Below are 23,905 nucleotides of genomic sequence, written 5' to 3'. Positions count from 1 at the left end.
CGACATGCGGGAGGAGGCAGCCGTGAGGACAGGACCAGGAACCGCAGCCTGGGGTCGCGGTCTCCCTGCGCGGCGGCGGGCTGGTTGCCCCCGCCATCCGCGACGCGGACGATCTACCGCCGGACTTGGGCTGTCGTACCGCCGGGCTCAGTCGTGGGGGACGACGGCGACCGGACACGGGGCGTGGTGGACGACCGCATGGGTGACGGGGCCGATTCGGACGCCGACGGGAAGGTGCCGGCGCCGACGGCCCGCCACCAGCAGGGCGCAGTCCTGCCCCGCCTTGACGAGGCAGTCAGTCACGGGGCCTGCGACGACGTCCGCGGTCACCTCGACGTCTGCGAACGCGGCACGCCAGGGTTCGATGAACAGGGCCAGCTCCCGACCCCGCTCGTGGCGCATCCGTGCTGCCTCCTGCCGATCCGTCATCGGCCCACCGTAGCCGTACAGACCGCGGACGTCCCAGACGTACACCACGCGCAGGGCGGCCCCCCTGGCCGAAGCCTCCTCGAAGGCGAACGCCGTCAACGCCTCGGAGGGGCGGTCGAGATCGAGGGCGAGCACGACCCCCGCCCCCGCGCCGCCCGGTCGGCTGCCTGGCGCCCTGACCAGCACCACGGGACAGTCACTGTGCGCGACAACGTGCAGGCCCACGGAGCCGTAGAGGTATCCGGCGATCCTGCCGAGCCTCCGGGAGCCGAGGACGATCTCGTCACCGGCCGTCGCGGCGTCGACCAGCGCTGTGGCGGGAGTACCGGTGACCTGCTCCATCCCGACGTCGAGCCGGGGGTTGCGGGCGATGAGTTTTGCGGCCGCGACACGCAGCTGCTCCTCCTCGCACAGGCGCAGTATGTCGGGGGTGGGGGAGACCTGCGTGTCGCCGGTCGGCGGCTGCCAGACGTTGAGCAGAAGTACATCCGCGCCTACCGCCGCCGCCTCCTCCCCGGCCCATACCGCCGCCGCCGCGCTCGCGGATGATCCGTCGATCCCGACAACCAGATGTTTCGCCATCGCCGACACCGCCTCGCCGTGTCCTCGTCCTGGGAGTGCCCTGCTGGCCGCTCTGCCAAGAGTCACCCATGCCGGCACGAAGCGATAGGGCCGACAGGACCTCCACGATGGCCGTCAGGCTCATGCGGGCGGGCGGTACGCGGGTGCGGTCGGCCCGCGGTCGGCGCCCATGACGTCAGCCGGCGCCGGCTTGCCGTTGCGCCCGGTACGCCAGTCCCCGCATGAGGGCGTCCGACCGGCGGGCGGTCCCTGCCGCGCCACCAGTCTGCTAGGAGCGCAGACAGGGAGCGGCGGTTCAGCCAGGTCCTGCGTGGCGCCGGGCGTCACCAGAACTTCCCCGGGGCGCCGAGGCCCCGGGGGTCCGTGAGGTTCTGCGGGGGGTCCGGTACTTTCTCCACTGCCTCGGCAAAGGAGAGCTCCGCCTGTTTCGTGGGGGACTCGAACCAGTCGCCGAGGGTCTGCCAGGCTCCGGCGTAAGCCATGCAGAGCTCCTCCACCTCCCTCCGCGGCAGGTGGGAGACCCCCGCGGAGTCGGCGGCGAGCAGCCTGGTGCGCCACTCACGAGTCTTGGCGGCCACCGGCTCGGGGCGGCCCTGCACGGACTCGGGGACGTCCTCCACCAGGTACTTGTCCAAGGCCTTGAGTATGAGGCGAAGTTCTTCCGGGACCGCCGTGTTCTTCGCGAGGTGCTCCTGGTCCTTGCGGTCCTTGCGGTCCTCCAGGTCCTTCGCCGACGGAACACCGGGAGGAACGTCCTCCGCTGCCGGGGCTGCTGCAGCCGACTCGTCTCTGACCTTCTTGATCAGTTCGAACCTGGTCGGCCAGTCATGGGCTTCCTCTTGCGCGATCGACCGGAGAGTCTTCCACCTGTCCTCCTCTTCACGGAACCAGCCGATCATGGAGTGGACGTCCTCGCCCCAGCTTCGGCCTCGCCGATGCCAGGACTCCTCCATCGCGTGGGCCTCAGCGGCGAGAAACCGCTTGTCGTAGCTCGCCATCTGGCGCAGGACGAGATCGGGTTCGGGTTCGCCGAGCGCCTTGGGCTGCGGGTACACGGAACCGACGAAGTTGGTGAAGGCCTGATCTCCTCTGAGATCCGCCAGGTCGGGGTCACCGTAGATCAGCCACATGTTCTTCTCGGTGGTCACGGTGGAGTAGGCGCTGTCGGACGTGCGCAGCGCCTTTTGCAGCTCACGAATGGCGCGCTCGGCCAGCTTGTCGTCGCGTTCCCTCCGTGTCTTCTCCTTCCTGAGGTGCCAGGGGTTCCGCATGGCAGCTCCGTAAACGCAGGCCGCGTTGTAGTGATCCTGCCACTGCCTGCTTTCCGTTCGCAGCGGCCACTTCATCCGGAGAGGCCAGCGAGGCCAGTTCAAGTGCTTCCAGATCCGCTTCTCGAGTTCCTCCACTGAGCCGGTCGCCAGGGACGACGGGTTGGAGGAGTGCCATTGCTGGTTCTCGCGTCGGCCGAAACGTGGAAGCGCCGCGGTCTCCGGATGGATGTGGCACTCGTCCTCTGCTCGGGACAGCTCCATGGGACACAGCAGGTCGCGGCAGATCCTCAGGTCCGTCCACGTGCGGGTGGAGGAGATGCCCGGCACGAGGAAGGCGAGCCAGCGGTCGGAGGCGAGCCTGATCATCTCCTGTGCGGACGCTCGCTGGAAGAACAGACGTACGCGGTCGCAGGAACCGTTGCGGAGAATGTCCTCGACTTTCGTTCGTGCATCTCGGCCGTGACTCTTCTCCCTCTCCTTCATGCTCCCCGACTCAGGACCACCGTCCAAGTCCATAAGGCCGATCGGCCAGTAGCGATACGCGAGCAGTGGGGTCAGCCGGTCGCGGATCCCCTGGCGCACCGCTTCGCGTGAGTGGTCTCGGCGGTTGTCCTTGCACCACTGCGTAGCCAGATCGTTCCGGTCGTAGAGCCGGAGCAGCATGGCATGGGAGTACCGCACGTCGATCGCGTCGGGGCGGCGGCGGAGATACAGCAGGTATCGGGGGCGGCGGAGATGGCCGAAGGACTGCCAGAGGCGCCATGTGTAGTCGTCGTCCCGTTGCCCGTCGGAGATGAGCGAGCCCTGCATCGTGTCGAGGGCGTCGATGTACAGGCCGCATTCCTGCTGTACCTTCGCCAGCTTGAACCGTAGGTAAGGGTTGAGCGGATCAAGTCTCAGAGCCTCGTAGTACCAGTGCAGCGCCTCGTCGTTCTTATGTGCCTTGCCCAGCTGGTTCCCTCGCTGGACCGCTTCGAACAGTGCGGGGGGCAGCTCGCGCCCCACCCAGTCACGCCAGGGCTGGAGCTTGCCGGGGCGGGTGACGGGCAGGAGCGACGACATGACCCAGTACGCGGCGCTGTGGACGGCCTCTTTCCAGCTGGAACCCCACACCGTCGTCATGCGGCAGCCGCCGAGCGCGTAGGAGACGACTGTCACGGTCACGCCGTAGCGGGGTTCCTTGCCGCGGATCTGCAGTTCGCCCCTGACCTGGTAGGCGATCTTGGGCTTCAGGCGTGCCAGCGCCCGCATGATGCTGATCCCGAGGAGTTTCGGGTCGGGGTCGACGGTCCCCACCACGTCCAGGAAGCTGTCCGCCGGCGGTTCCGGGACGCCGGGCGGGGGGTTCAGGCTCGTCTCCGACAGCTGCTTGCGGAGCTGTGCGGTCAGGTCGGCGACCGGCGGGGCCACGGACTTGCCGGTGGTGTCCTGGAGCGGCTGCACGTCGACCGGACCGGGTTTGTACGCGTTGCGGGCGAGCAGCGCCCGTCGCCACACGGCGAGGACGAGGATGAGCAGCAGGAGTGCCGCCAACCGCGCACTCGCCGGTACGTTCTCGCCGCCGTTGCTCCCGACGAGCAGTCCCGCGACGCCGCCGAAGATGTCGTTCAGCCACGTCCACGCACCCCAGTCCGCCGTGGCGCCCTTCCAGGTGCGACCGGCCCAGTAGGCCATGGCGATCAGCCCGGCCGTGAGAACGCCGAAGACGAGCCACCGGCGGCCCGGGTATCGCAGGGGGAGGGAGGACTGGGCCACTCGGCCCGGCTTCGGATGGATCACGAGAACTTCCCCCATCCGGTGGTGGGTCCGTCTCCCACCAGCCTGCGACGGTGCGGTGCGGCGTGCATCCCGGCACGTGGTCATGGCTGCGGCTTGGTGGCCATGATGCGCGCGGCGCCGGAGAGCGTGCCGCTATCCTCGACGGTCACCGCCGGCGCCGGCATCAGGTCCGAGGCGAGAACCTACCCCGTCTTGACGTCGTGACGTCACGGACGGTGTGCAGGCCTCCGGTCATCGCCGATGCCTCCTCTGCGGTGCGAGTTCCCTGTGCGTGGCCCGGCGGGGCCGTGCGGTCCGGGCGGGGCGAGGCAGCCGGCGGGCGCTCTCATGTCCACGTTGCCACCGCGGAGATCATCTGTCGTGGGTTGTTCGGCCCTGCTCCTGGGTGCCGGAGGACCCGGCAGGCGCGGGAGGAGTGCCGCCGTGCGGTGGCGCCTGCGCTGTGACCGCTCCGGCGTGCGGTGCCTGGTGTGGCGACCTGCCCTCGTGCGGCTGCACAGTGGAAGGAGGTGTAGCGGAAGGAGTATGCCGTGCACGCCGAAGTAGGAGACTGGATCGTGGTCGAGGCCCTGCATCTGGACGGGCCGCGCCGCCGTGGGCGGATCGTGCAACTCGAGCACCCCGACGGTACGCCGCCCTATGTGGTGCGCTGGACGGAGGACGATCGTGAGACCGTCTTCTTCCCGGGACCCGAGGCCCATGTGGAGCCGGCCGGTGGACGAACCGGGTGAGTCGGCGCCCCGGGAGCAGATCCGCGAGGACCGGCGCCGTCAGTCCTCGTGCGGGTGCGGGACGATGACGACCGGGCATCGTCCGTGGAGCACGACGCCCTGGCTGACGGAGCCCAGCAGCATGCCGGGAAAGCCGCCCCGGCCGCGTGAGCCCACGACCAGGCCGAGGGCGTGTTCCGAGGCTCTGGTCAGGACGTCCACCGGGTGCCCTGCCACGACTTCATGGCGCACGCCCACTTCCGGATACCGTTCGGTACGCCCGGCCACGGTCTCCGACAGCAGACGCCGGCACTCCTGCAGGCCGGTCGCCTCGTCGACGGATCCGGGCCGCGGGGGCAGCCACACATGCAGGGCGCGCAAGAGTGCCCCGCGTCGGGCGGCCTCCGCGAAGGCGTAGTCGACGGCGGCGGCGGAGCACTGGCTGCCGTCGACGCCGACCACGAAGTAGGGGTCCTCGGCTGTGGTGTGCTCCGGTTCCGGTACGACGACGACGGGGCACGGTGCGCGGGCGACGAGCGGCATGGCCACCGCGGCGGAGGTGAACCGCTCCTGGACGGCGCTCAGATGCCATGAGCCCAGTACGACCTGGCTGGCGTTCTGCGCCTGCTCCTGCAGCACCTGCGCCGGGTGCCCCTCCGCCAGGAGCGCCTCCACCCGCACCTGCGGACGACGGGACCCGACGAAGGCGACGGCCTCCTTGAGGGTGTGGTCCGCCCCGGCGCGCAGAACGTCCTTCCACCGCTCCCAGGACTGCCGCCGGGCCGCCGGGTGGCGGCGGGGAGCTGCCAGGTCCTGCGCGAGGACCAGCAGCAGCGGCAGATGCCGCCGATCCGCCTCGTCGGCGGCCCAGGCTAGTGCCACGTTCCCGCCCGGGCCTGGGCCGACGCCGACGACGATCGGGGGACGTCCTTGCGGTCGTGTCATTGCTGACTCCCGTCTGTTGCTATCTCCGGACCGCGGACACAGCTGCGGGTCAGGGCCTCGTGGGCGCACCGTGTGCGGACCGATGGGGACGGGCCGTGGATCCCAGGGGGTTCACCCGTACCGCCGTGACCTTGTACTCGGGGCAGGACGTGGCGGTGTCCGTGTGGTCGGAGGTGAGGCTGTTGACGCCGCTCTGCGGAAAGTGGAAGGCGCAGAAGACCTGGCCGGGCGGCACCTGGACACCGGTACGTGCGACGAGCCGCGCCGCGCCGTGCCGGCTCTCCACCGTGGCCTGGTCGCCGTCGCGCAGGCCGAGGTGCGCCGCGTCGTCGGGTGGATGTCCAGGACGTCGGTCCCCTCGAGCGCGAGGTTGCCGCTTCTGCGGGTCATGCTGCCGGAGTTGTAGTGCGCCCACCGGCGTCCGGTGACCAGGATCAGCGGGTACGTGTCGTCGGGTTGCTCGCCGGGCGGAAGATAGGGGGCCGCGGACAGATGTGCCCGGCCGTCGGGGGTGGCGAACCGTTCCCGGTAGAGGGTGGCTTCTCCTGGGAGGTCGGGGGAGGGGCAGGGCCAGGGGATGGCGCCGTCGCGGTCCAGTCGCTCGTGGGAGATGCCGGCGAAGTGGGGGGACAGCTGTGCGCACTCGGCCAGGGCGGCGGCCGGGGTCGGGCAGCCGAGGTCGGTGCCCAGGGCCGCGGCGAGGCCGTGCACCGCCGCGAAGTCGCTACGGGCCTGACCCGGCGGCGGGAGAGCGGGCCGTACCCGCTGGAACCGGCGGTCGAAGTTGACAAACGTGCCGTCCTTCTCCAGCCAGGAGGCGGCGGGCAGGACGACGTCGGCGTGGCGGGCGGTCTCGGAGAGGAAGAGCTCGTTGCAGATGACGAGCGGACACGCCTCCAGCGCCCGGGTCACCTGGTCGGTGTCCGGGTCGGTCACGCCGCCGTACCCCGGCAGGACGTCGGGCAGTGCGCCCATGTCGGAGGCGCCCTGGACGTTGTTCTGGCCGCGCAGCGGGTTGACACCGCAACCCCTGTCTGTACCGACGGCGCCGCGCAGGATCGCCAGGCTCGCCAGGGTCCGTACGCCGTCTGTGCCGTGGAGGTGCTCGGTGACGCCGAGACCGTAGAACACGGCGGGACGTCGCGCCCGCCCGTACAGCCGTGCGGCGGCGACCAGGTCGGCGGCCGGCACACCGGTGATGTCCGAGACCCGATCCGGTGGGTAGTCCTCGAGCAGTTCGGTGAGTTCGGTCAGGCCCGCGGCCCGTTGGCGGAGGAACGCCTCGTCTGCCAGCCCTTCGGCGAGCAGGATGTGGGCGAGCCCGTGGAAGAGGGTGACGTTGGTGCCCGGGCGGGGCCGCAGGTGCACGTCCGCGTGCAGGGCGAGGCCGACGGCCCGTGGGTCGGCGACGATCAGCCGGGCGCCGCGCAGGGCGTGTTGCAGCAGCCGGGCTCCCACGACCGGGTGGGCCTCGAAGCGGGCCGAGGAGATCGCCGCCACAGCGTCCGGGCCGCCGGCCGCCACGGCCGCCCTCATGCCCTGCGCGGCGAATGCCAGGGCCTCGTCCCAGGTCGCGGCCGCAAGGCGTCCGTCCCGGCGCACCAGGGGCTCGGTGAGCCGTTCGGCCGAGGTGAGGAACCCGTGGGCGAAGCGGCCCTTGACGCACGCATGCCCCTGGTTGACAGGGCCTTCCCGCGCGGGCAGGACGGCGGCGACCTCACCGGCGGCGGTGACGACGTCGAGCGTGCAGCCCACGCCGCAATAACCGCAGGTGGTGCTGGTTCGCGCGTCAGGCGGGCAGACGCCCGAGGTGAGACCGCTGCCCGGGCCGACCTGGGTGATCGCGCCGGTGGGGCAGGTATCGACACAGCCGCCGCAGGCGGCGCAGTCCGACTCACTCCACCGCCCGCCGGTGCCCGGGGCGACGACGGTGCCTGCCCCCCGGCCGACGAGTGTGAGGGCGAATGTGCCCTGCACGTCGGCACACATCCGCACGCACCGCCCACAGGCGATGCACAGGTCCCGGTCGAGGTGGACATACGGATGGGAGTCGTCCACACCCCGCTTCGCCGCATGCCTGGCCGAATCCGGACCGATGCCCAGCGACCCGCACAGGAGGGCAAGCTCGCTGCGAGCTGTGCCGGTCACCGCGCGGGGCGGCAACGCGGAGACGATGACCTCCACCGCATCGCGGCGCAGCGCCCGGAGTTCCTCGGTGGCCGCCTCGACCTGCGTGCCCGGGGCGGCAGGAGTCACACACTCAGCCGCGATCCTCCCGTCGGCACGCACCAGGCACGTGCGGCACGACCCCGCCGGGCGGAGCCGGTCGTCGTGGCAGAGCGCGGGCAGGTCGATTCCGGCCTCGGGGCCGGTGACCGTGTCGGTCCTCGCGGTGACCAGCGAGCGCAACAACCGGTCGCCTCGGCCGTGCCGCTCGGCCAGGGCGCGGAACGCGTCGGAACGGTCAGATGTGCCACGGGGCGACATGCCCTTCATCGTGACGATGTGGATCAGAGCTGGCAATTGGGACACGCGGTCGTGTGCGGTGCACTCGGGATTGTTCCCCTCGGTCCCGGTCCTGTGGGGGGCGGTGAGAGCAGGAGTGACCAGCGCTGGCGGGTGCGGTGTGCCGGCGTGAGCCTGAGAGGTGAGGAGAGCAGGTCCGACTCACGCCCCGGAGGAGGCACTATGCGTCGGCTCGTCGTCGGCGTTGACGGCTCACAGGAGGCCGCGGCCGCCGCCCTTTGGGCTGCGCGGGAGGCGCTCCGCCGCGGCCTGCTGGTTCACCTTGTGCACGCCTGGGGATGGCATCCCCAGCTTCCCGCACCCTTGGACGTCACGGCGAGAAGCCGGGCGAAGCGCACCATGTGCGGCGCTCGCACGGCTGTGGAGTCCGCCTGTCCCCAGGTGCGGGTCACCACGGAAATGATCATGGAACAGGCGGACGTCGCCCTGCTGGCGGCAGCGGGCAGTGCCGAGATGCTGGTCCTCGGGTCGCGCGGGCACACCGCCGTCTCGGGATTCCTGCTCGGGTCGGTCAGCCACCAGATCCTGGCGCGCGCCCCGTGCCCGGTGGCGATGGTGCGGGCGGGCGGAACGGCCGCCGGCGGACGCCCGGGGCGGGAGGTGGTCGTCGGGCTGCAGGACCTGGAGCGCCCGGCCCAGCCGCTTCTCCGGTTCGCGTTCACCGCAGCCGACGAGCGCGGGGCCCCGGTACGTGCCGTCCATGCGTGGGACGTGCCCTCCGACGTCCGCTACGACCGGCAGTCCGTGCAACTCGTGGACGACGACCGCACGATGGCGGCACGCAAGGAGAGCGCGCTGGCCGATGCGATCGACCCGTGGAAACGGAGGTATCCACGCCTCGGCGTCGTCCAGCAGGTCGTCCGGGGCAGCCCCGGCGGGACGCTGGCCGCAGCCGCGTCGGACGCGGCCGTGGTCGTCGTCGGCCGCAAGGTGCACCGGCCGGTCCTCGGCATGCGGATCGGCCCGGTCACGCACGATGTCCTCCACCATGTCACCGCCCCCGTGGTCGTGGTACCTCACGACTGACATCCCACGGCCCTTCCAGGGGCCGGGCGGCAGGCGCCCGTTGGCTGGTGCGCTCACGCCGTGGCGCGGTGTTCCGGTGGCGGCCGGGCAGGGCCGGGGAGAACCTGGCAGTGGGGGCGGAGGCGGGAGGCATGGTGGGTGCCCTGGTCGTGGTCGGGACGGACGGTTCAGCGCCGAGCTTGGACGCGGTGGCGGAGGCGGCCGGTGAAGCGGCACGGCGTGACGCCCGTCTGCGCGTGGTGCACGCCTTCGGCTGGCCCGAGGTGCACTTCCCGCCGGGGGCGACTCCGCTGCTGTGCACCGAGCGTGACATGCGGGCACTGACCGATCCCTTGCTCACGCGGGCGGTGGAACGCGCGCGTGCGGCGGCCCCGGGGGTGGCCGTCTCCCGGGAGGTCGTCACGGGCGATGCCCTCAAGGTCTTGGTGGAGCAGTCGCGCGACGCCCAACTCGTGGTTGTCGGGTCCCGGGGGACGGGGGCGCTCGCGGGGCTGCTCGTGGGGTCGACGGGAGTGGGTCTGGCCGCACATGCCGGATGCCCGGTCCTGGTGGTGCGCGGGAGGCCTGATCCCTCAGGACCGGTACTCGTGGGCGTCGACGGATCCCCGGCCGCCCGCGACGCGATCGCGTTCGCTTTCGACGAGGCCGCTCTGCGTGGATCCGCCCTGCTCGCAGTGCACGCCTGGACCACCTGGAACGTCCCCGTACCGCCGCCCCCCGAGGACCCTGCAACGCCTTACGCCTACCCGCCCGGCCAGCTGGCGGCCGACGAGGAACGCCTGCTCGCCGAGGCACTCGCCGGATGGACGGTGCGGTATCCGCAGGTTCCGGTCGAGCAGCGGTCGGTACGTGCGGCCACGAGGGAGACGCTCGTCGCCGAGAGCGGTACGGCACAACTCCTGGTCGTCGGAGCGCGTGGACGGGGCGGGTTCACCGGGCTGCTTCTCGGCTCGGTGAGCCAGGCGATGCTGCACCACGCCGGCTGCCCGGTGGCCGTTGTGGGCAGCCGGGCCGGCGTCGCACGATGACGCCCCGGTCCTCTGCGGGGACCACTGGTTCCGGCACCGGCCGGCGGCAGGGCGGCTGGGGTGTCGGCGGTGTCGGCGGCGGCGAGCAGCGGATACGGCGACGGCCCCCGCGGCGTCAGTGCGGTGGCCGCCCCCCGGTGTCCAGGACGTCCCGCACCGGGCGCCGCGGGGTCGCGGGACCCTCGGGGCCGTAGCCGAACCTGATCAGCATCTGCACGTGCTCGTGCCCGCCGCGCGGGTCGCGCAGTGCCCACCGCACGTCCGGCTCCTCCACGGCCTGGCTGAACAGCGACGCACGCACCTGGTGGGCGGTGGCCACCAGCAGCGCGCGTTCCAGGGCCTGTCCCGCCCGCAGCCAGTCGGCAGGCGCGTCGTGGGCGGTGGCGAGCACGGCGACGACCGGGTGCCGCTCGAAGGCGGCCGAGGGGCGCCGGTTCGCGGGCCGCAGAGCGGTGAAGTCGCGCATCGGCAGGTGGCCGGCGGAGTCGTACGGGCCGAGGACCGCGCCGGGCATGCCGTCGGCCGCTTCCTCGCGTACCCACGAGCGGCTCTCGGCGCCGCGGTCGGCATCGCTGACGGCGAACCGCTCCGCCTCCTCCGTGAGCTGCAGTATCCGGGCGTTCTCGCCCGGCCGCGGACACGACAGGTGGGCGCCCTCCGCGTCGGCGGCCTGGGCGATCTCGGCCAGGACGTCGCCGGGCACCTGCTGCTCGGAGAAGGGGAAGCGGCTGCTGTGCCGGCGCCAGATCGCGTCGTACAGGTCCGCCTCGCGCGCCGGGGCCGCGTGGCCCCGCGGCCCTGCCAGCCGTACGGTCGCCAGCAGGCCGGGCTCCGCGGGCCTGGGCAGGAGGCGGACGACGGGCTCCCAGCCGAAGTGCGCCACCGCGACCCGCAGGTTGAGCACGGCCGCGCCGACCGAGATGTGCAGGGCACGCCCCTCGGGGTCCGTGTGCTGCAGGGTGCGGTCCCAGGCCGCCCGCACCTCGACGGTCATGGTGTCGGGGTCCAGCCGGTAGCGCCACGGCTGGGTGTTGTGGATCGAGGGTGCCGCCACGGCCGCGGAGACGAGTTTCTCCAGCGTGGCCGCGTCCAGCGCTGCGGTGGTGGTCATGGCTGCCTCCTCGACGTTGCTCTCGATCCAGGTTCGCGGACCGGGGCGGAGTGCGGCAGGGGCCGTCGGGCGCCGACCGGGGGGCCGTCCGGCCCCGACGGTGCAGGGGCCGCCGAGGGGTCCGTTCGGCCCTAGTACGGGTCGGGGCGCGCGGGCCATGATCGGGGCGTGAGTCCGCACACGACAGGGTGAGGTTGTGCGATGGGTCAGGTACGGCAGTTCTCCGCGGAGGACCCGATCCGGGTCTTCCTGCTCGACGACCACGAGGTCGTCCGGCGCGGTGTCCACGACCTGCTGGACTCCGAGCCGGACATCGCGGTGGTCGGCGAGGCGGGCACCGCGGACCACGCGATGGCCCGGGGGCCCGCCCTGCGGCCGGACGTGGCGGTGCTGGACGTGCGGCTGCCCGACGGCGACGGGATCTCGGTCTGCCGCGAGCTGCGCTCTGCGATGCCGGATCTGGCCTGCCTGATGCTGACGTCCTTCGATGACGACGACGCACTGCTCGACGCGATCATGGCGGGTGCGGCCGGCTATGTGCTGAAGCAGATCAAGGGCTCCGACCTGGTCTCGGCCGTCCGCACGGTCGCCTCGGGCCAGTCGATGCTCGACCCGGCCACCACGGCGCGGCTGATGAGCAGCCTGCGCTCGGAGAGCGCCCCCGCCGAGCCCGAGCAGCGGCAGCTGGCGGCGCTCTCGCCGCGCGAGCGGGACATCCTGGAGCTGGTCGGCGAGGGCCTGACCAACCGCCAGATCGGCAAGCGCCTGTTCCTGTCGGAGAAGACGGTGAAGAACAACGTCTCCCGGCTGCTGGCCAAGCTCGGTGTCGAGCGCCGTATCCAGGCCGCGGTCCTGGCGACCCAGGGCACGCATCCTGACCCCGGCCCCGAGCACGGGCACCGCCGCCACGGGTGAACCGCGGGCCTGCGGGGCCGGGCGCGTCAGGCTGACGCGGGACCCGCCGGACGCGGTGTCACCCGCAGGTGCAGCGCGGCGAGCAGCACGCACATCCCGGCCATGGCCGACCACAGCGCGGTCGTTCCCGCGCGGGCGAGGAGCTGGGTGCCGAGCACCGGGGCCAGGGTGGCGGCGACACCCCAGCTCGTCCCGAAGACGGCCAGGTAGCGGCCGCTCGCGCCGGGTGGCGCGAGGCCGGTGACCAGCGCGTAGACGCGCCCCATGATCAGCAGGTCGCCGAGGCTCCACACCGCGGCCGAGGCGGCCATCGGCGGCAGGGAGCCGGAGACCGCGTAACCCGTCAGCCCCGCCGCCAGCAGCAGATGGGCCAGGGCCAGCGCGGCGGGTGTCGTGAGCCGGTTCGTCCAGGCGAGGCGGACGAGCGGCTGGGCGAGCACGGTGGTGGCCGCGGTGGCGGTGAACAGCAGGCCCGCGTCGGCCGCGGGCAGGCCCTTGCGGGTGAGCGCCAGCGGCAGGGTCATCACGGTCTGCTGGTTGACCAGGGTGTACGCGGTCCCGGTGGCCAGGACGGTGAGCAGCGCCCGGTCCCGCAGCGGCCGTACGGCGGTCGCGCCGCGGTCGTACGCGCGGGGCGCCGGGCGGTCGTGGGGGAGTGCCAGCCGGATCAGCACGGCGCAGGTCAGGCAGCTGGCCGCGTCGGCGACGAAGAGCAAGCGCAGGTCCCAGTGCCCGAGCAGGGCCGCGAGCAGCCCCGCCCCCATGCCGCCGGCCGCGAGCGCGGCGCTGAAGAGGCTGAAGGCCCGCACCCGCTGCCGCTCCGGCACCGACTCGCCGATGATCGCCTGGCTGGGCGGCTCGTACAGCTCGAAGGCGAGTCCGAGCAGGACGGCGGCGGCGGCCGTCCAGGCGAGCGACCTGCCGGCCGCCACGCCCAGCTGCGCCACCGCGCATCCGCACAGCCCCAGCACGATGGTCGTCCGCCGGCCGATGCGGTCGGCGAGCACCCCGCCGGCCAGCCGGGAGGGGATGGTCGCCAGCCCGAAGGCCGCACTGACCAGGCCTGCGGTCGTCAGGCTCACCTCGTGGTCGGCGAAGACCACGGCGGTGAGGAAGGGCATCGAGAAGGCGCCGAGCTGGTTGACGACCCGGGCGAGCAGCAGCAGCCGGACCGTGCGGGGCAGCGCTTCCGTGGGCGGTCCGGGCAGCGCGTCCGGGCACGGCCCGGGCGGCGGTGCGGAGGCGGGTGGGGGCTCCGGAGTGGGCCGGGGCGGCGGGTCCGAGCGCGGCACAGCGCCTCCCTGTCACTGGTCAATGGACTATGGTCAGTGACAGCGACGGTAGGCGAGTGAGAGGTAACTGGTCAAGTGTTGTTCGACAGTCACATGCGGACGCTGCTCTCCGCCTCGGCGGCCCTCGTCAACGCCTTGACCCCCGGCGAGTCGCACGGCCGCCGCTACACCGCCCCCGAAGGTGCGGAACGTGTCGCCGCCGTCCGGGAAGCCCTCTCTGCCGGGCCGGACCTCGACCCCGCGGAGGCCGACCTGCTCGCCGGCACCGCCCGCGCCCTGCGCACCATCTTCGAGGCGGCGGCCGCCGACCGCCTGGACGACGCCGTCCCCGCGCTCAACGCACTGCTGCGCGAGACCGGCGCCCGCCCCCAACTCGACCGCAGCCCGGGGGAGCCGTGGCAGGTGCACTTCCACGGCTCCGACGACTCCTACGCCGTCGGCTGGAGCGCCGGCTGCGCCACCGGCCTTGCGATGGCGCTCGGCGGCGACTACGCCGGCCGCCTGGGCGTCTGCGCGGCCCCGCGCTGCGACCGCGTCTACGTCGACACCTCACGCAACGCGGGGCGCCAGTTCTGCTCCACGGCCTGTCAGAACAGGGTCAAGACGGCGGTGTTCCGCGCCCGCCGCGCGGGCGCGGACACCTGACCGTACGCCTGAAGTGCTCAGCGGGAGCCGGGAGCGACCTGCTGCCAGGCCCCGGTCGGCGCCAACTGCCCGGCTCCCGGCACCGGGTGCCCGCAGGAGGTCACCGACAGGCGGGCCAGGTCGACGCCCCGGCCCTCGTAGACCGGGTCGGTGGCGTAGCGCCAGCGGATCTGCAGCGGACCGGACTGCTGCGGGACCTGCGCGTGCACATGCCACCAGGCGCGTACTGACTGCCCGGACAGCGACGTCGGGCTGCCGGCCGGTGCGCCCTCGCCCGTGACGTTCAGCGGCAGCGCCTGCCAGGTCGCCCCGCCGTCCGTGGAGTCCTCCAGGGTCAGCAGGTCGGTGGACTCGGTGTTGACGAAGGCGGAGAAGTCCACGGCCACCGGTGCGGTCGCCGTGAGCGGGCCGGTGGTCAGGGTGCTGGTGGTGCCGCCGGGCTGCCCGGAGAACCACAGCGGGCCGCCGCCGGGCGCCGCCACCCGCATCGCCTGCGACAGCGCCACCCCGATGGCCCGCCGCGGCGGGTTGGTCGAGGGGGTGGTGCGGCTGGGGTGCACCCGGTTGCTCAGCAGGATGGCGAAGGACCGCGACTGCGGGTCGATAACCAGCGATGTGCCGGTGTAGCCGGTGTGGCCCAGGCTCTGCGGGCCCGACAGGCCGCCCATGTACCAGATCTGGTCGAGTTCGAAGCCCAGGCCGTGCGAGTCGCCGGGGAAGGCCTGGTTGAAGTTCTGCTCCATCAGCCGGACGCTGTTCTGGCTGAGGATGCGGTGCCCGGCGTACGTACCGCCGTTGAGGACCGTCTGGGCCAGCACCGCGAGGTCGTCGGCGGTGGAGAAGACACCCGCGTGGCCCGCGACGCCGCCCAGCGCCCAGGAGTTCTCGTCGTGCACCTGGCCCCACACCATGCCGCGTGCCGGGCTGGTCTGGTATTCGGTGGCGGCGATCCGCGGCAGCTCGGCCGCGGGCGGGTTGTAGCCGGTGTCGGTCATGTGCAGCGGCCCGGTGATGCCGTCGCGCACCAGCGTGTCCAGCGGCCTGCCCGTCACCTTCTCCAGGACCAGCTGCATGCTGAGCATGTTCAGGTCGGAGTAGAGGTACGTCGTGCCCGGCGCGTGGATCGGCTTGGCGTCGAGGATCGCCTTCTCGCGCGAGGGGATGTCGGAGTAGCCCTGCCAGAGCGAGGGGACCGGGTCGGCGTCGAACCCCGAGGTGTGGGTGAGGAGTTGCTCGACGGTGATGTCGGCCTTGCCGTTGGCCGCGAACTCCGGGATGTAGTGGGCGACCGGGGTGTCCAGGTCGATCCGCCCGGCTTCCAGCTGCTGCATGGCCACGATCGAGGTGAACAGCTTCGACAGCGAGGCCAGGTCGTAGATGGTGTCGGTGCGCGCCGGGATCCACTGGTCCTGGGGCAGTTCCGTGGTGCCGTCGGCGTACTTCACCGCGTAGCCGCCGGCGCTGCGTTCGACCACGACACCGTCGTGGGCCATCAGCGTCGTGGCGCCGGGGAAGAGGTAGCCGGCGCCGGCTGCCGGGTCCTCCCAGCCGGCCATCTGGCGCTCGAACGCCTCGATCGGGGCCGCCTCCAGCCCCGCGTCGCGCGGGCTGCCCCGGCGCAGCACGGTGCCGGGCGGCGCGAAGCCGGTGTACGGCCGGTCGAACCGCCCGCCGTTCCCGTGCGCCCCGGGGTGCCCGGCCGGGGCCGCGGCGGCGCCCCCGGCGAGCGACAGGGTCAGGGAGGTGAACAGCGCGACGGCTGCCGTCAGTGCAGGGATCCGCATGCGAACCTCGTCCGTTCAGGCCGTCTCACGATGCCGGGGCGGCGGTGGGGGTGGAGCCCGGAACTGTTCACCAGGTGGTGATCGGCACGGGTAAGTTACTGATCGCCACTTGCCCGGTCAACCACCCCAACCGCCCCCGGTGTCACCGGCCGCGTCCAGCGCTGACCGGCCGTCATCTTCCCCACCGGGGACAGGAACTGGTCGCCACGCGGGAAGACGTAGCGGCCGTCGGCCCTGGACGGCTCGGTCCGCAGCTCGTCCTGGGGCAGGGCCATCCGGGAGCGGGCGCCGGGGGCGCCGAGCAGCGGCACTGCGGCGCCCCCGGCCAGTGCGCTGCCGAGGAAGGTGCGTCTGTCCATGGTGCGGCTCCTGTGGGGTGGGGAGCTACCTGGCCAGTCGTGCCTACGCCTGCGCCGGCAGGCGGTGCCCGTCTCCCTGTGGGCGGGCCTCAGCTGACGACCTGGTAGGCGAACTGCACTTCGAGGTCCTGGGCCCCTGCCGCGCCCAGGACGTGGGCGTGCAGCCTGACCGGGTCTGCGGTGCCGTCGACGGACAGCGCGGAGGCCAGGGTCGTGGTCTGCACGGCCGTGGTGGCCGCCAGCGCGCTGCCGCCCGCGGAGGCGCTGTCGGCGTCCAGGCGGACGTCGCAGGTGCCGGCGGCGAGCTTCCTGATGACCTTGGTGACCCTGATCCGCTGCCCTGACAGGTAGAGCAGGTTCCCGAAGTCGTACACGCCGTCGGTGACCGCCCCGGGGACGGTCGCGACGAGCCAGCCGTCGATCTGCTCGACGCCCTTGTTCGCCGTGAAGCGGGTCTGCGCTGTGGCCGTCCCGGTGAGCAGGTAGGGGGCGGTGAGGTTGCCCTGGAGGTCGTTGTCGGCGACCAGGACGTCGGAGGCGTCGCAGACGACGGCACCCAGGAGCGGACGGAGAGCCCGCCGAGGACGGCACCGCCCGCGAGCGCGGCCCACGAGACCGTGGCAGGACCACCTTCCGATGTCCGAAGCGGCGTTCGGGCAAGTATGGAACATCCCCGGTGCGCAGGCCCCTTGAGGTCCTGCGGGCCGCGCGCGCCGGTCGGACGGCGGCCGGCCGGGGAGGCCCACTACCCTTGCCTGCCATGACTGCCACCCGGACGGACATCACCGAGGACCTGGTCCGCGAGCTGCTGCGTGACCAGCACCCCGATCTGGCGGACCGGCCGCTCGTGCTCGGGGCGCTCGGGTGGGACAACCAGGTGTGGCGGCTCGGGGACGACCTCGCCGTTCGGCTGCCGTGGGCGACGCAGTCGGCGGACGAGTTGCTGCGCAAGGAGCACACGTGGGTGCCGCGGCTCGCGCCGCACCTGCCGCTGGCGGTGCCCGTGCCGCAGCGGCTCGGTGAGCCCTCCGGGCGGTTCCCGCGGCCGTGGGTGGTCACCACCTGGGTGCCGGGGGAGCCCGCCGACCGGGCGCCGGCCACGCGGGCGGGGGAGGCGGCGGAAGCGCTGGCCGGCTTTCTGACCGCCCTGCACCGGCCCGCTCCCGGCGACGCGCCCGCCGGGCGGGGCCGCGGCGGCCCGCTGGCCGACACCGCGGAGGACTTCGGCCGGGGGCTGGCCTCCGCCGCGGAACTGGGGCTGGTCGGCGACCCGGACGCCGTGCGCGCGGTCTGGGAGGACGCCGCCGCCGCGCCCGAATGGGACGGGCCGCCCCTGTGGGTGCACGGCGACCTGCACCCGGCCAACGTCGTGACCGCGGACGGCAGCTTCTGCGGGGTGATCGACTTCGGCGACCTCTTCGCCGGCGACCCGGCCGTCGACCTGGCCGCCGCCTGGATCCTGCTCCCTGACGGCGCCGCAGACCTCTTCCACCGGGCCTACCGCCCGGCCCCGGACCCGGCGACCCTGCGGCGTGCCCGCGGCTGGGCGGTGGGGCGGGCGCTGGCCTGCCTGCACATCGCCGACGCCGGCCGCCACGGCCGCCCCGGCGGCAAACCCAGCTGGGGCCCGCCCGCCGGGGCCTCCCTGCGCCGCCTCACCGACCAGCACACCTAACCGACCAGCACACCTAACCGCGGCACAGGCGCTCCGAGAGCCACGACAGCTGTTCTGAGGTGTGGAAGGCGCCACCTCCCTCATGGCCGTTGAAGCGGTATTCGCGCACCTGCTTGCTGCCCGCCCAGGCGTTGTAGGCCGCGTACACCGTCGAAGGCGGGCAGGTGGGGTCCATCAGGGCCACCGAGAAGAGGGCCGGCGCCGTGGCGCGGGCCGCGAAGTGCACACCGTCGACGTAGGACAGGGTGCGGGCGATGGTCCCGGCCTGGTCGCGGTGGGTCGCCCCGTAGTGCACGATCTCGTCGTAGGGCGCCTTGTCGACGATCCAGGTGGCGCGCGGGAAGTCGCACAGGAAGGGCACGTCGGGCAGCGCAGCCGCCACGTCGCCGGCGAGCGCCGCGGCGGCGATCGTCAGGCCGCCGCCCTGGCTCGCGCCCGCCACCGCGATCCTGGCCGGGTCGACCAGCGGGTGCGCGCGGGCGGCGTCGACGGCGCGGACGGCGTCGGTGACCAGCCGCCGGTAGTAGTAGGTGTGCGGGTCGCCGATGCCGCGAGTCATGACGCCCGCGTAGGCGGGTCCCGAGCCCTCGGGGTCGGGGGTCACCCCGACGCTGACGTGCGATCCCTGGCCGCGGGTGTCCATCACCAGCGTCGCGAACCCGGCCGCCGCCCACAGGGTGTTCTCGTGCGCGAGGCCCCGGCCGCCGCCGTACCCGATGTACTGCACGACGCACGGCAGGGGCTGCGTCGTGCCGGCCGGCAGGTGCAGCCAGCCGGCGATCGGCTGCCCCTTGAAGCCGGGGAAGCGTACGTCGTAGGTCTCGATCAGGGACAGGCCGCTGTCCACCCGGGTGAAGGCCGGCGGCTCGCCGTGGGCGCGGGCCTCGGACAGCGTCCCGGCCCAGAAGGCGTCGAAGTCGGCAGGTTCGACGGATTCCGAGAGGTGGCCGCGCAACTGGTCGAGCGGCAGGTCGGCGTAGGGCATGGGTCAGCCTTTCAGGCCGGTCTGTGCGAGACCTTCGACGAAGTGCCGCTGGGCGGCGACGAAGACGAGCAGGACGGGGACGACCGTGGTGACGGACGCCGCGAGCTGGATGTTCCACAGGTGGGACCCGTAGGCGTCGGTGTACTGGGTGAGCGCCACGGGCAGCGTGTAGTTGCTCTTGTCCGTCTCGTACACCAGCGGTTCGAGGTACATGTTCCAGCTGTTGAGGAAGGTGAAGATCGCCACCGACGCCAGCGCGGGCCGGGCCAGCGGCAGCGCCACCCGGAAGTACAGGCCGAAGCGGCCCAGGCCGTCCATGCGGCCGGCGTCCTCCAACTCGTCGGGGATCGCCAGGAAGAACTGCCGCATCACGAAGGTGCCGAGCACGCTCGGCGCGCCGAGGATCGGGATGACGATCAGCGGCCAGTGGGTGTTGGTCAGCCCCAGCCGGTCGACCATCTTGAACAGCGGGATGACGGTGACCTCGGTCGGGATGAGCAGGCCGCTGAGGATCAGCGGGAAGAGCACCTTGTTGCCGGGGAAGGGGATGCGGGCGAAGGCGTACCCCGACAGGGACGCGACCAGCATCGTGCCCGCGGTGACCAGCAGCGCGATGTAGAGGCTGTTCAGATACTGGTGCGCCAGCGGGTAGTGGGCGAACGCCGTCTTGTAGTTGGACCACTGCGGGTGCAGCGGCAGCAGCTTCGGCGGGTAGCTGAGGACCTCGTTCTCCGGCAGCAGGGAGGAGGTGATCATCCACCACGTCGGGAAGACGAACGGGACCGCCAGCACGACCATCAGCGCGTACAGCAGCGGCTTGCGCCACCGGCTGCCGCGCCGTCCCGCGGGGCGCGGCGGCGCTGCGGCGTCGGGGAGGGTGACCGGCCGGCGGGCGGCTGTCTCAAGACTCATAGAACACCCACTTCTTGCGCAGGCGCCACTGAATCAGGGTGAGCACCAGGATGATGGCGAACAGCACGACCGCGACGGCGCTGCCGTAGCCGAAGTCGTGGTTGTCGAAGGCCTGCTGGTAGAAGAAGTACACCAGGACGTTGGTCCGGTTGTTCGGACCGCCTTCTGTCAGGATCTGGATCTGCGCGAACACCTGCAGCGAGCCGCTGATCGTCACGATCGTGGTGAGCAGCGTCGTGGGGCTGATCATCGGCAGCACCACCGAGCGGAAGCGCCGCCAGGCCCCGGCGCCGTCGATCTCGGCGGCCTCCAGCAGCGAGCGCGGGACCCCTTGGAGCGCTGCGAGGAAGAGGACCATGTTGAGCCCGACGTTCTTGAAGACCTGGACGATCACCACCGATACCAGCGCCGAGTTGTCGCCGCGCAGCCAGTTGGGGCCGTCGATGCCGACCACGTGCAGGATCGAGTTGATGCCGCCGTTGTTCTGCAGCAGGAAGTTCCAGGTGATGGTCCACGCCACGAGCGAGACGACGACGGGCGAGAAGAACAGCGTCCTGAAGACCGTGGTGCCGCGCAGCCGCTGGTTCAGCAGCACGGCGAGCAGCATGGCCAGCGCGATGTTGATCACCACCAGGCCGATGCAGAACAGCACCGTTGCGCGCGCCACCGACGGCGTGGCGGGGTCGTGCACCAACTGCGAGTAGTTCTTCGTGCCCGCGTACTTCGTCACGCCCGACAGCACGTTGGAGGTGTGGAAGCTGTAGTAGACGACCGCGATCAGCGGGTAGAGGACGAAGGCGAGGAAGCCGAGCGCCTGCGGCAGCACGAACAGCCAGCCGCTGGCGGCGTCCTGCCGCCGCAGGGTCCAGAAGCGTCCCGGCCCGGTCGGCGGGCCGGCGGTGCCCGCCGGCTCCCGGGTGGTCTTGTGCGTCGTCGTCATTCGGACAGGGCCGGTGCGATGGCCTTGCACACACCCGCAAGGACGCTGCCGACGTCGGCGCCGGACTTCCACATCGGGTCGAGCGCGTTCTGGACGAGGTTGGCGATCTTGGCGCTGTTCTTGTGGGACGGCAGGACGGCGCCGGTCTTGATGCCGTCGATGACAACGTCCTGCAACTGCTGCGGGGTGAACATGGGGTTGGCCTTGGCGAGGGTGGCGGTGGTGAGCTGGCTGGTGCGCGCGGGCGGGAAGTAGCGGGCGAGCTTGGCGGAGTTGGCCGCGTCGGAGAAGTAGGCGAGGAAGTCGGCCGCCTGCTGCTTGTGCGACCCCTTGGTCATCACGCCGATGCCGGCCTGGCCGATGACCTGTGACGCGCCGGCGGGACCGGCCGGGAGCGGGACGATGCCCCAGTCGAAGGGGTGCTTGGCCAGCAGCGTGGCACGGCTGATCTGGGTGATGGTCAGCCCGGACTCGCCGGCGAAGAAGTCGGCGGTCTCACCGGGTCCCGGCAGCGCCTTGTCGGTGAAGATCGCGTCGTGCAGGAAGGTCATCGCCTGCTGCATCTGCGGCGAGTCGAAGCCGCAGGTCTTCCCGTCGGCCGACCACGCGTCCGCGCCCCAGCCGCGCCACATGCCGGCGAGCTGGATCCAGGTCTTGTAGTCCCAGTCGCGGACGACCAGGCCCTGCTTGTCGGTGTGCGCGGCGACCTGGGTGGCCATCTTCTCCGCGTTCTGCCACGTCCACTGGTGGGCCGCCAGCAACTCGTCGGGGGTCTGCGTCACCCCCGCCTTCTTGAGCAGGTCCTTGTTGTAGAACATCCCGAACGGCGAGGTGGAGAAGGGGTACGCGTACAGGTCCGCGCCCTGCTTCCACAGCTTGGTGGCCGCAGGGGTGAGGTCGTCGTACTGGTAGCCGGCCGCCTTCTTCAGCGTCGGGGTCAGGTCGGTGAGCGCCCCGGACGACACGAAGTCCGGTGCGTCGCGCTCCAGGACCCACGCCATGTCGGGCGGGTTGCTGCCGGCGATCTGCGTGGTCAGGGCGGTGGTGTAGTTGTCGATGGGGATGTAGTCGAAGGCGATCGACGTGATGTCCGGGTGGGTCTTGCGGTAGTCCGCCGCGATGCTGTTGAACAGCGCCGTCTGCGACGGGTCGTTGCTCCACACGGTCATCCGCAGCGACACCTTCGAGTCGCCGCCTGAGCCGGACCCGTTCGAGCACCCCGCGAGGGAGAGCGCCAGCAGGGAGGCGGCGGACAGGGCGAGGGAGGTGAGCCGGAGGCGTCTGGTTCTCATCGTTGCTCCAGAGGGTTCGGTTCTAGTAGCCGCGGATCTCGGGCCAGGCCAGCGGAATGCCGCGCCGGGACAGCAGGGACCGGTAGTCGTCGAGGTGGTCGGGCGTGGCGTGCACCCCGTGCGGTGTGCGGCCGGTGGTGACGCAGTGGGCGGCGAGGGCGCCGGCGGCCTCGCCGATGTTCCACTCGACGGGGTGCAGCCGGTAGGCGCCGTTGGTGATGTGCGTGGTGCCGATGTTCTTGGCGGCCGGCAGCAGGTTCACCATCCGCTGCGGCAGCAGCGCGCCCAGCGGGATCTGGAAGGGGGCCGAGGCCACGTCGAGGTAGGTGTCGCCGCCGGTCGAGGGGTGCAGGTCGATCCGGTACATGCCGATGCCGACCGAGTCCCGGTAGCGGGTCGCACCGTGCTCGCCGCGTATCGCCAGCGAGACGTCGTCCTCGCGGACCGTGGTGACGGCCCGGATTCGGCGGGACTCGCGCACGTAGACGTCCTGGGCCAGGCCGTCGTCGGTGCCGAGCAGGTCGCCGCGCAGCCGCAGCGAGGGGAAGCCGGTGCCGCCGTCGGGCCGCGGCGCCTCGGTCTGCATCCAGTACAGGGCGGACAGCGCCAGCTCCCGGGCGCCGGCCCGGTGCTTGGCCGCCTCGTCGGCCGAGACCTCGAAGAGCGGTCCGTCCATGTAGTCGATCATCGGCCAGTTCACCAGGGTGATGTCACTGGCGTAGGCGCCCGGTTCGAACAGCCTGCGGGCCGCGATCCGGCGGAAGCGCCACAGGTCGTCGGTCCCGGCGTCCTTGCTCTGGTCCGCCTCGACGGCCAGCGGGTCGTCGTCCGGGTTCGGGTCGAGCCAGCCCTGCGACGGCTCCAGGGTGCGCGGGTTGGGCCAGGAGAACGCCAGCAGCGGTCCCGGCCAGACGGCGGGACGTACCGACCGCCAGTGGTCGTAGGCAGCCGGGCGGTCGATGGTGTGGTCGCCGTCGACGTGGTCGACCGCGAAGCACCAGGACACCGCCTGCATGGTCAGCGGCTCCGCGGTGTCCTTGGCGCTGGGCTCGCCGGTGTCGTTCCTGGACTCGGCGCCGGTGACGTACTCGGCGCCGGCCAGCGGCAGCAGGTCGCCGGTCTCGGTCGCGTCGATGACGTACCGGGCGTGCACCGTGACCGGGCCGTCGACCGTGTCGCCGTCGGGCACCAGGGTCACCGCGGTGACGGTGTCGCCGTCGACCGCGGCCGACTCGGCCCGGTAGGGCCGCAGCACCGTGAGCCGGCCCGAGCTGCGGGCCGGGGCGAGCATCGACTCCAGTACCGCGACCGCGACCCGCGGCTCGTGGCAGAGCCGGCTCACCAGGCCGGCGCCCGGGTTGAGCTGGCGGGCGCGCATCGCCTGCGCCGTCAGCGGGTAGTGGCGCCGGTAGTAGCCGCGTATGCCCTCCCGCATCGAGCGGTAGGACGCGGTGACGCCGAGCATCTCGACCCACGGGTGCTCGTCCGGCGGGGTGGCCTGTGCGGTGAGCTGCCCGCCGAGCCAGCGCGGGCCCTCGGTGAGCACCACCTGTGCGCCGTGCTCGGTCGCGGCCAGGGCTGCGGCGACGCCGCCGAGCCCGCCGCCGACGACCAGCACGTCCGTGCGTAGTTCCTTCACCCGCGAGTCCTTCCTTGATAATTCGTATTAGCGCACGCTAGGGAAGGATCTCGGAGAAGT

Annotated in this window: 20 protein-coding genes and 1 pseudogene; 6 read left to right on the top strand and 15 right to left on the bottom strand. The window is 72.2% G+C overall.

Annotated features, from left to right (window positions below):
• Window positions 1-147: 147 nt before the first annotated feature.
• Window positions 148-1,011, bottom strand: coding sequence for a universal stress protein (locus JT723_RS14340; RefSeq protein ID WP_205044978.1), 864 nt, complete (start codon window positions 1,009-1,011; stop codon window positions 148-150).
• 323 nt (window positions 1,012-1,334) lie between these two features.
• Window positions 1,335-4,061 carry a tetratricopeptide repeat protein gene (locus JT723_RS14335; protein ID WP_205044977.1) on the bottom strand — a complete coding sequence of 909 codons (2,727 nt, stop codon included), beginning with the start codon at window positions 4,059-4,061 and terminating at the stop codon, window positions 1,335-1,337.
• A 530-nt stretch (window positions 4,062-4,591) separates the two neighbouring features.
• On the opposite strand from JT723_RS14335, the gene JT723_RS14330 reads away from it, so the two are divergent.
• Window positions 4,592-4,792, top strand: coding sequence for a DUF1918 domain-containing protein (locus JT723_RS14330; protein WP_205044976.1), 201 nt, complete (start codon window positions 4,592-4,594; stop codon window positions 4,790-4,792).
• Between the two features lie 39 nt (window positions 4,793-4,831).
• On the opposite strand, the gene JT723_RS14325 is transcribed toward JT723_RS14330, so the two are convergent.
• The 3 genes and pseudogenes from JT723_RS14325 to JT723_RS14320 form a co-directional block, all read right to left on the bottom strand.
• Window positions 4,832-5,716, bottom strand: coding sequence for a universal stress protein (locus JT723_RS14325; RefSeq protein WP_205044975.1), 885 nt, complete (start codon window positions 5,714-5,716; stop codon window positions 4,832-4,834).
• Between the two features lie 49 nt (window positions 5,717-5,765).
• Window positions 5,766-6,002 carry a molybdopterin dinucleotide binding domain-containing protein gene (locus JT723_RS35105; RefSeq protein ID WP_251513145.1) on the bottom strand — a complete coding sequence of 79 codons (237 nt, stop codon included), beginning with the start codon at window positions 6,000-6,002 and terminating at the stop codon, window positions 5,766-5,768.
• A gap of 470 nt (window positions 6,003-6,472) precedes the next feature.
• Window positions 6,473-8,203, bottom strand: a pseudogene (locus JT723_RS14320) (molybdopterin-dependent oxidoreductase); the annotation flags it as partial.
• Window positions 8,204-8,404: 201 nt separating this feature from the next.
• Between JT723_RS14320 and JT723_RS35765 the strand changes: the two are divergent.
• Together JT723_RS35765 and JT723_RS14310 are read left to right on the top strand one after the other, a co-directional pair.
• Complete coding sequence (locus JT723_RS35765; protein WP_205044974.1) at window positions 8,405-9,268, top strand: universal stress protein; 864 nt, start codon at window positions 8,405-8,407, stop codon at window positions 9,266-9,268.
• 131 nt (window positions 9,269-9,399) lie between these two features.
• On the top strand, window positions 9,400-10,296 hold the full coding sequence (locus tag JT723_RS14310) for a universal stress protein (RefSeq protein ID WP_205044973.1): 897 nt from the start codon (window positions 9,400-9,402) through the stop codon (window positions 10,294-10,296).
• 115 nt (window positions 10,297-10,411) lie between these two features.
• On the opposite strand, the gene JT723_RS14305 is transcribed toward JT723_RS14310, so the two are convergent.
• A complete protein-coding gene (locus JT723_RS14305) occupies window positions 10,412-11,407 on the bottom strand; it encodes an Acg family FMN-binding oxidoreductase (RefSeq protein WP_205044972.1) in 996 nt (331 codons plus the stop codon).
• A 201-nt stretch (window positions 11,408-11,608) separates the two neighbouring features.
• Between JT723_RS14305 and JT723_RS14300 the strand changes: the two genes are divergently transcribed.
• Entirely contained in the window at window positions 11,609-12,322 is a 714-nt protein-coding gene (locus JT723_RS14300; RefSeq protein ID WP_205044971.1) for a response regulator, read from the top strand.
• 26 nt (window positions 12,323-12,348) lie between these two features.
• Here JT723_RS14300 and JT723_RS14295 read toward each other — a convergent pair whose 3' ends face one another.
• Window positions 12,349-13,614, bottom strand: coding sequence for an MFS transporter (locus JT723_RS14295; RefSeq protein WP_251513143.1), 1,266 nt, complete (start codon window positions 13,612-13,614; stop codon window positions 12,349-12,351).
• Window positions 13,615-13,689: 75 nt separating this feature from the next.
• Here JT723_RS14295 and JT723_RS14290 point away from each other — a divergent pair, with 75 nt between their 5' ends.
• Window positions 13,690-14,259, top strand: coding sequence for a CGNR zinc finger domain-containing protein (locus JT723_RS14290; protein WP_251513141.1), 570 nt, complete (start codon window positions 13,690-13,692; stop codon window positions 14,257-14,259).
• A 17-nt stretch (window positions 14,260-14,276) separates the two neighbouring features.
• Here JT723_RS14290 and JT723_RS14285 read toward each other — a convergent pair whose 3' ends face one another.
• The 3 genes from JT723_RS14285 to JT723_RS14275 form a co-directional block, all read right to left on the bottom strand.
• A complete protein-coding gene (locus JT723_RS14285) occupies window positions 14,277-16,043 on the bottom strand; it encodes a serine hydrolase domain-containing protein (RefSeq protein ID WP_205044970.1) in 1,767 nt (588 codons plus the stop codon).
• A 95-nt stretch (window positions 16,044-16,138) separates the two neighbouring features.
• Window positions 16,139-16,402 carry a hypothetical protein gene (locus tag JT723_RS14280; RefSeq protein ID WP_205044969.1) on the bottom strand — a complete coding sequence of 88 codons (264 nt, stop codon included), beginning with the start codon at window positions 16,400-16,402 and terminating at the stop codon, window positions 16,139-16,141.
• 89 nt (window positions 16,403-16,491) lie between these two features.
• Window positions 16,492-17,013, bottom strand: a complete 522-nt coding sequence (locus tag JT723_RS14275) for a hypothetical protein (RefSeq protein WP_205044968.1) — start codon at window positions 17,011-17,013, stop codon at window positions 16,492-16,494.
• Between the two features lie 149 nt (window positions 17,014-17,162).
• On the opposite strand from JT723_RS14275, the gene JT723_RS14270 reads away from it, so the two are divergent.
• Window positions 17,163-18,077, top strand: coding sequence for an aminoglycoside phosphotransferase family protein (locus JT723_RS14270; RefSeq protein WP_205044967.1), 915 nt, complete (start codon window positions 17,163-17,165; stop codon window positions 18,075-18,077).
• A gap of 13 nt (window positions 18,078-18,090) precedes the next feature.
• Here JT723_RS14270 and JT723_RS14265 read toward each other — a convergent pair whose 3' ends face one another.
• The 5 genes from JT723_RS14265 to JT723_RS14245 form a co-directional block, all read right to left on the bottom strand.
• Entirely contained in the window at window positions 18,091-19,062 is a 972-nt protein-coding gene (locus tag JT723_RS14265; protein ID WP_205044966.1) for an acetylxylan esterase, read from the bottom strand.
• A gap of 3 nt (window positions 19,063-19,065) precedes the next feature.
• On the bottom strand, window positions 19,066-19,860 hold the full coding sequence (locus tag JT723_RS14260; RefSeq protein WP_240165625.1) for a carbohydrate ABC transporter permease: 795 nt from the start codon (window positions 19,858-19,860) through the stop codon (window positions 19,066-19,068).
• 103 nt (window positions 19,861-19,963) lie between these two features.
• Window positions 19,964-20,914 carry a carbohydrate ABC transporter permease gene (locus JT723_RS14255; RefSeq protein ID WP_205044964.1) on the bottom strand — a complete coding sequence of 317 codons (951 nt, stop codon included), beginning with the start codon at window positions 20,912-20,914 and terminating at the stop codon, window positions 19,964-19,966.
• Window positions 20,911-22,206, bottom strand: coding sequence for an ABC transporter substrate-binding protein (locus tag JT723_RS14250; protein WP_205044963.1), 1,296 nt, complete (start codon window positions 22,204-22,206; stop codon window positions 20,911-20,913). The genes JT723_RS14255 and JT723_RS14250 overlap by 4 nt, the downstream gene beginning before the upstream one ends.
• Window positions 22,207-22,228: 22 nt before the next feature.
• Complete coding sequence (locus JT723_RS14245; protein WP_205044962.1) at window positions 22,229-23,845, bottom strand: FAD-dependent oxidoreductase; 1,617 nt, start codon at window positions 23,843-23,845, stop codon at window positions 22,229-22,231.
• Window positions 23,846-23,905: the final 60 nt, after the last annotated feature.

The organism is Actinacidiphila bryophytorum, from assembly GCF_016916835.1.
In the GTDB taxonomy this organism is placed as follows: Bacteria; Actinomycetota; Actinomycetes; order Streptomycetales; family Streptomycetaceae; genus Actinacidiphila; species Actinacidiphila bryophytorum.
Note: the sequence above shows the minus strand (reverse complement) of the source record. Positions and strands in the feature narration are given on the sequence as shown.

Excerpts from the sequence above, each read along its gene's own strand:
- JT723_RS14270 (WP_205044967.1), top strand. The coding sequence starts at position 17,163 with ATGACTGCCACCCGGACGGACATCACCGAGGACCTGGTCCGCGAGCTG.
- JT723_RS14340 (WP_205044978.1), bottom strand. The coding sequence starts at position 1,011 with ATGGCGAAACATCTGGTTGTCGGGATCGACGGATCATCCGCGAGCGCG.
- JT723_RS14250 (WP_205044963.1), bottom strand. The coding sequence starts at position 22,206 with ATGAGAACCAGACGCCTCCGGCTCACCTCCCTCGCCCTGTCCGCCGCC.
- JT723_RS14255 (WP_205044964.1), bottom strand. The coding sequence starts at position 20,914 with ATGACGACGACGCACAAGACCACCCGGGAGCCGGCGGGCACCGCCGGC.
- JT723_RS14260 (WP_240165625.1), bottom strand. The coding sequence starts at position 19,860 with ATGGTCGTGCTGGCGGTCCCGTTCGTCTTCCCGACGTGGTGGATGATC.
- JT723_RS14285 (WP_205044970.1), bottom strand. The coding sequence starts at position 16,043 with ATGCGGATCCCTGCACTGACGGCAGCCGTCGCGCTGTTCACCTCCCTG.
- JT723_RS35765 (WP_205044974.1), top strand. The coding sequence starts at position 8,405 with ATGCGTCGGCTCGTCGTCGGCGTTGACGGCTCACAGGAGGCCGCGGCC.
- JT723_RS14280 (WP_205044969.1), bottom strand. The coding sequence starts at position 16,402 with ATGGACAGACGCACCTTCCTCGGCAGCGCACTGGCCGGGGGCGCCGCA.
- JT723_RS14305 (WP_205044972.1), bottom strand. The coding sequence starts at position 11,407 with ATGACCACCACCGCAGCGCTGGACGCGGCCACGCTGGAGAAACTCGTC.
- JT723_RS14325 (WP_205044975.1), bottom strand. The coding sequence starts at position 5,716 with ATGACACGACCGCAAGGACGTCCCCCGATCGTCGTCGGCGTCGGCCCA.
- JT723_RS14265 (WP_205044966.1), bottom strand. The coding sequence starts at position 19,062 with ATGCCCTACGCCGACCTGCCGCTCGACCAGTTGCGCGGCCACCTCTCG.
- JT723_RS14310 (WP_205044973.1), top strand. The coding sequence starts at position 9,400 with ATGGTGGGTGCCCTGGTCGTGGTCGGGACGGACGGTTCAGCGCCGAGC.
- JT723_RS14300 (WP_205044971.1), top strand. The coding sequence starts at position 11,609 with ATGGGTCAGGTACGGCAGTTCTCCGCGGAGGACCCGATCCGGGTCTTC.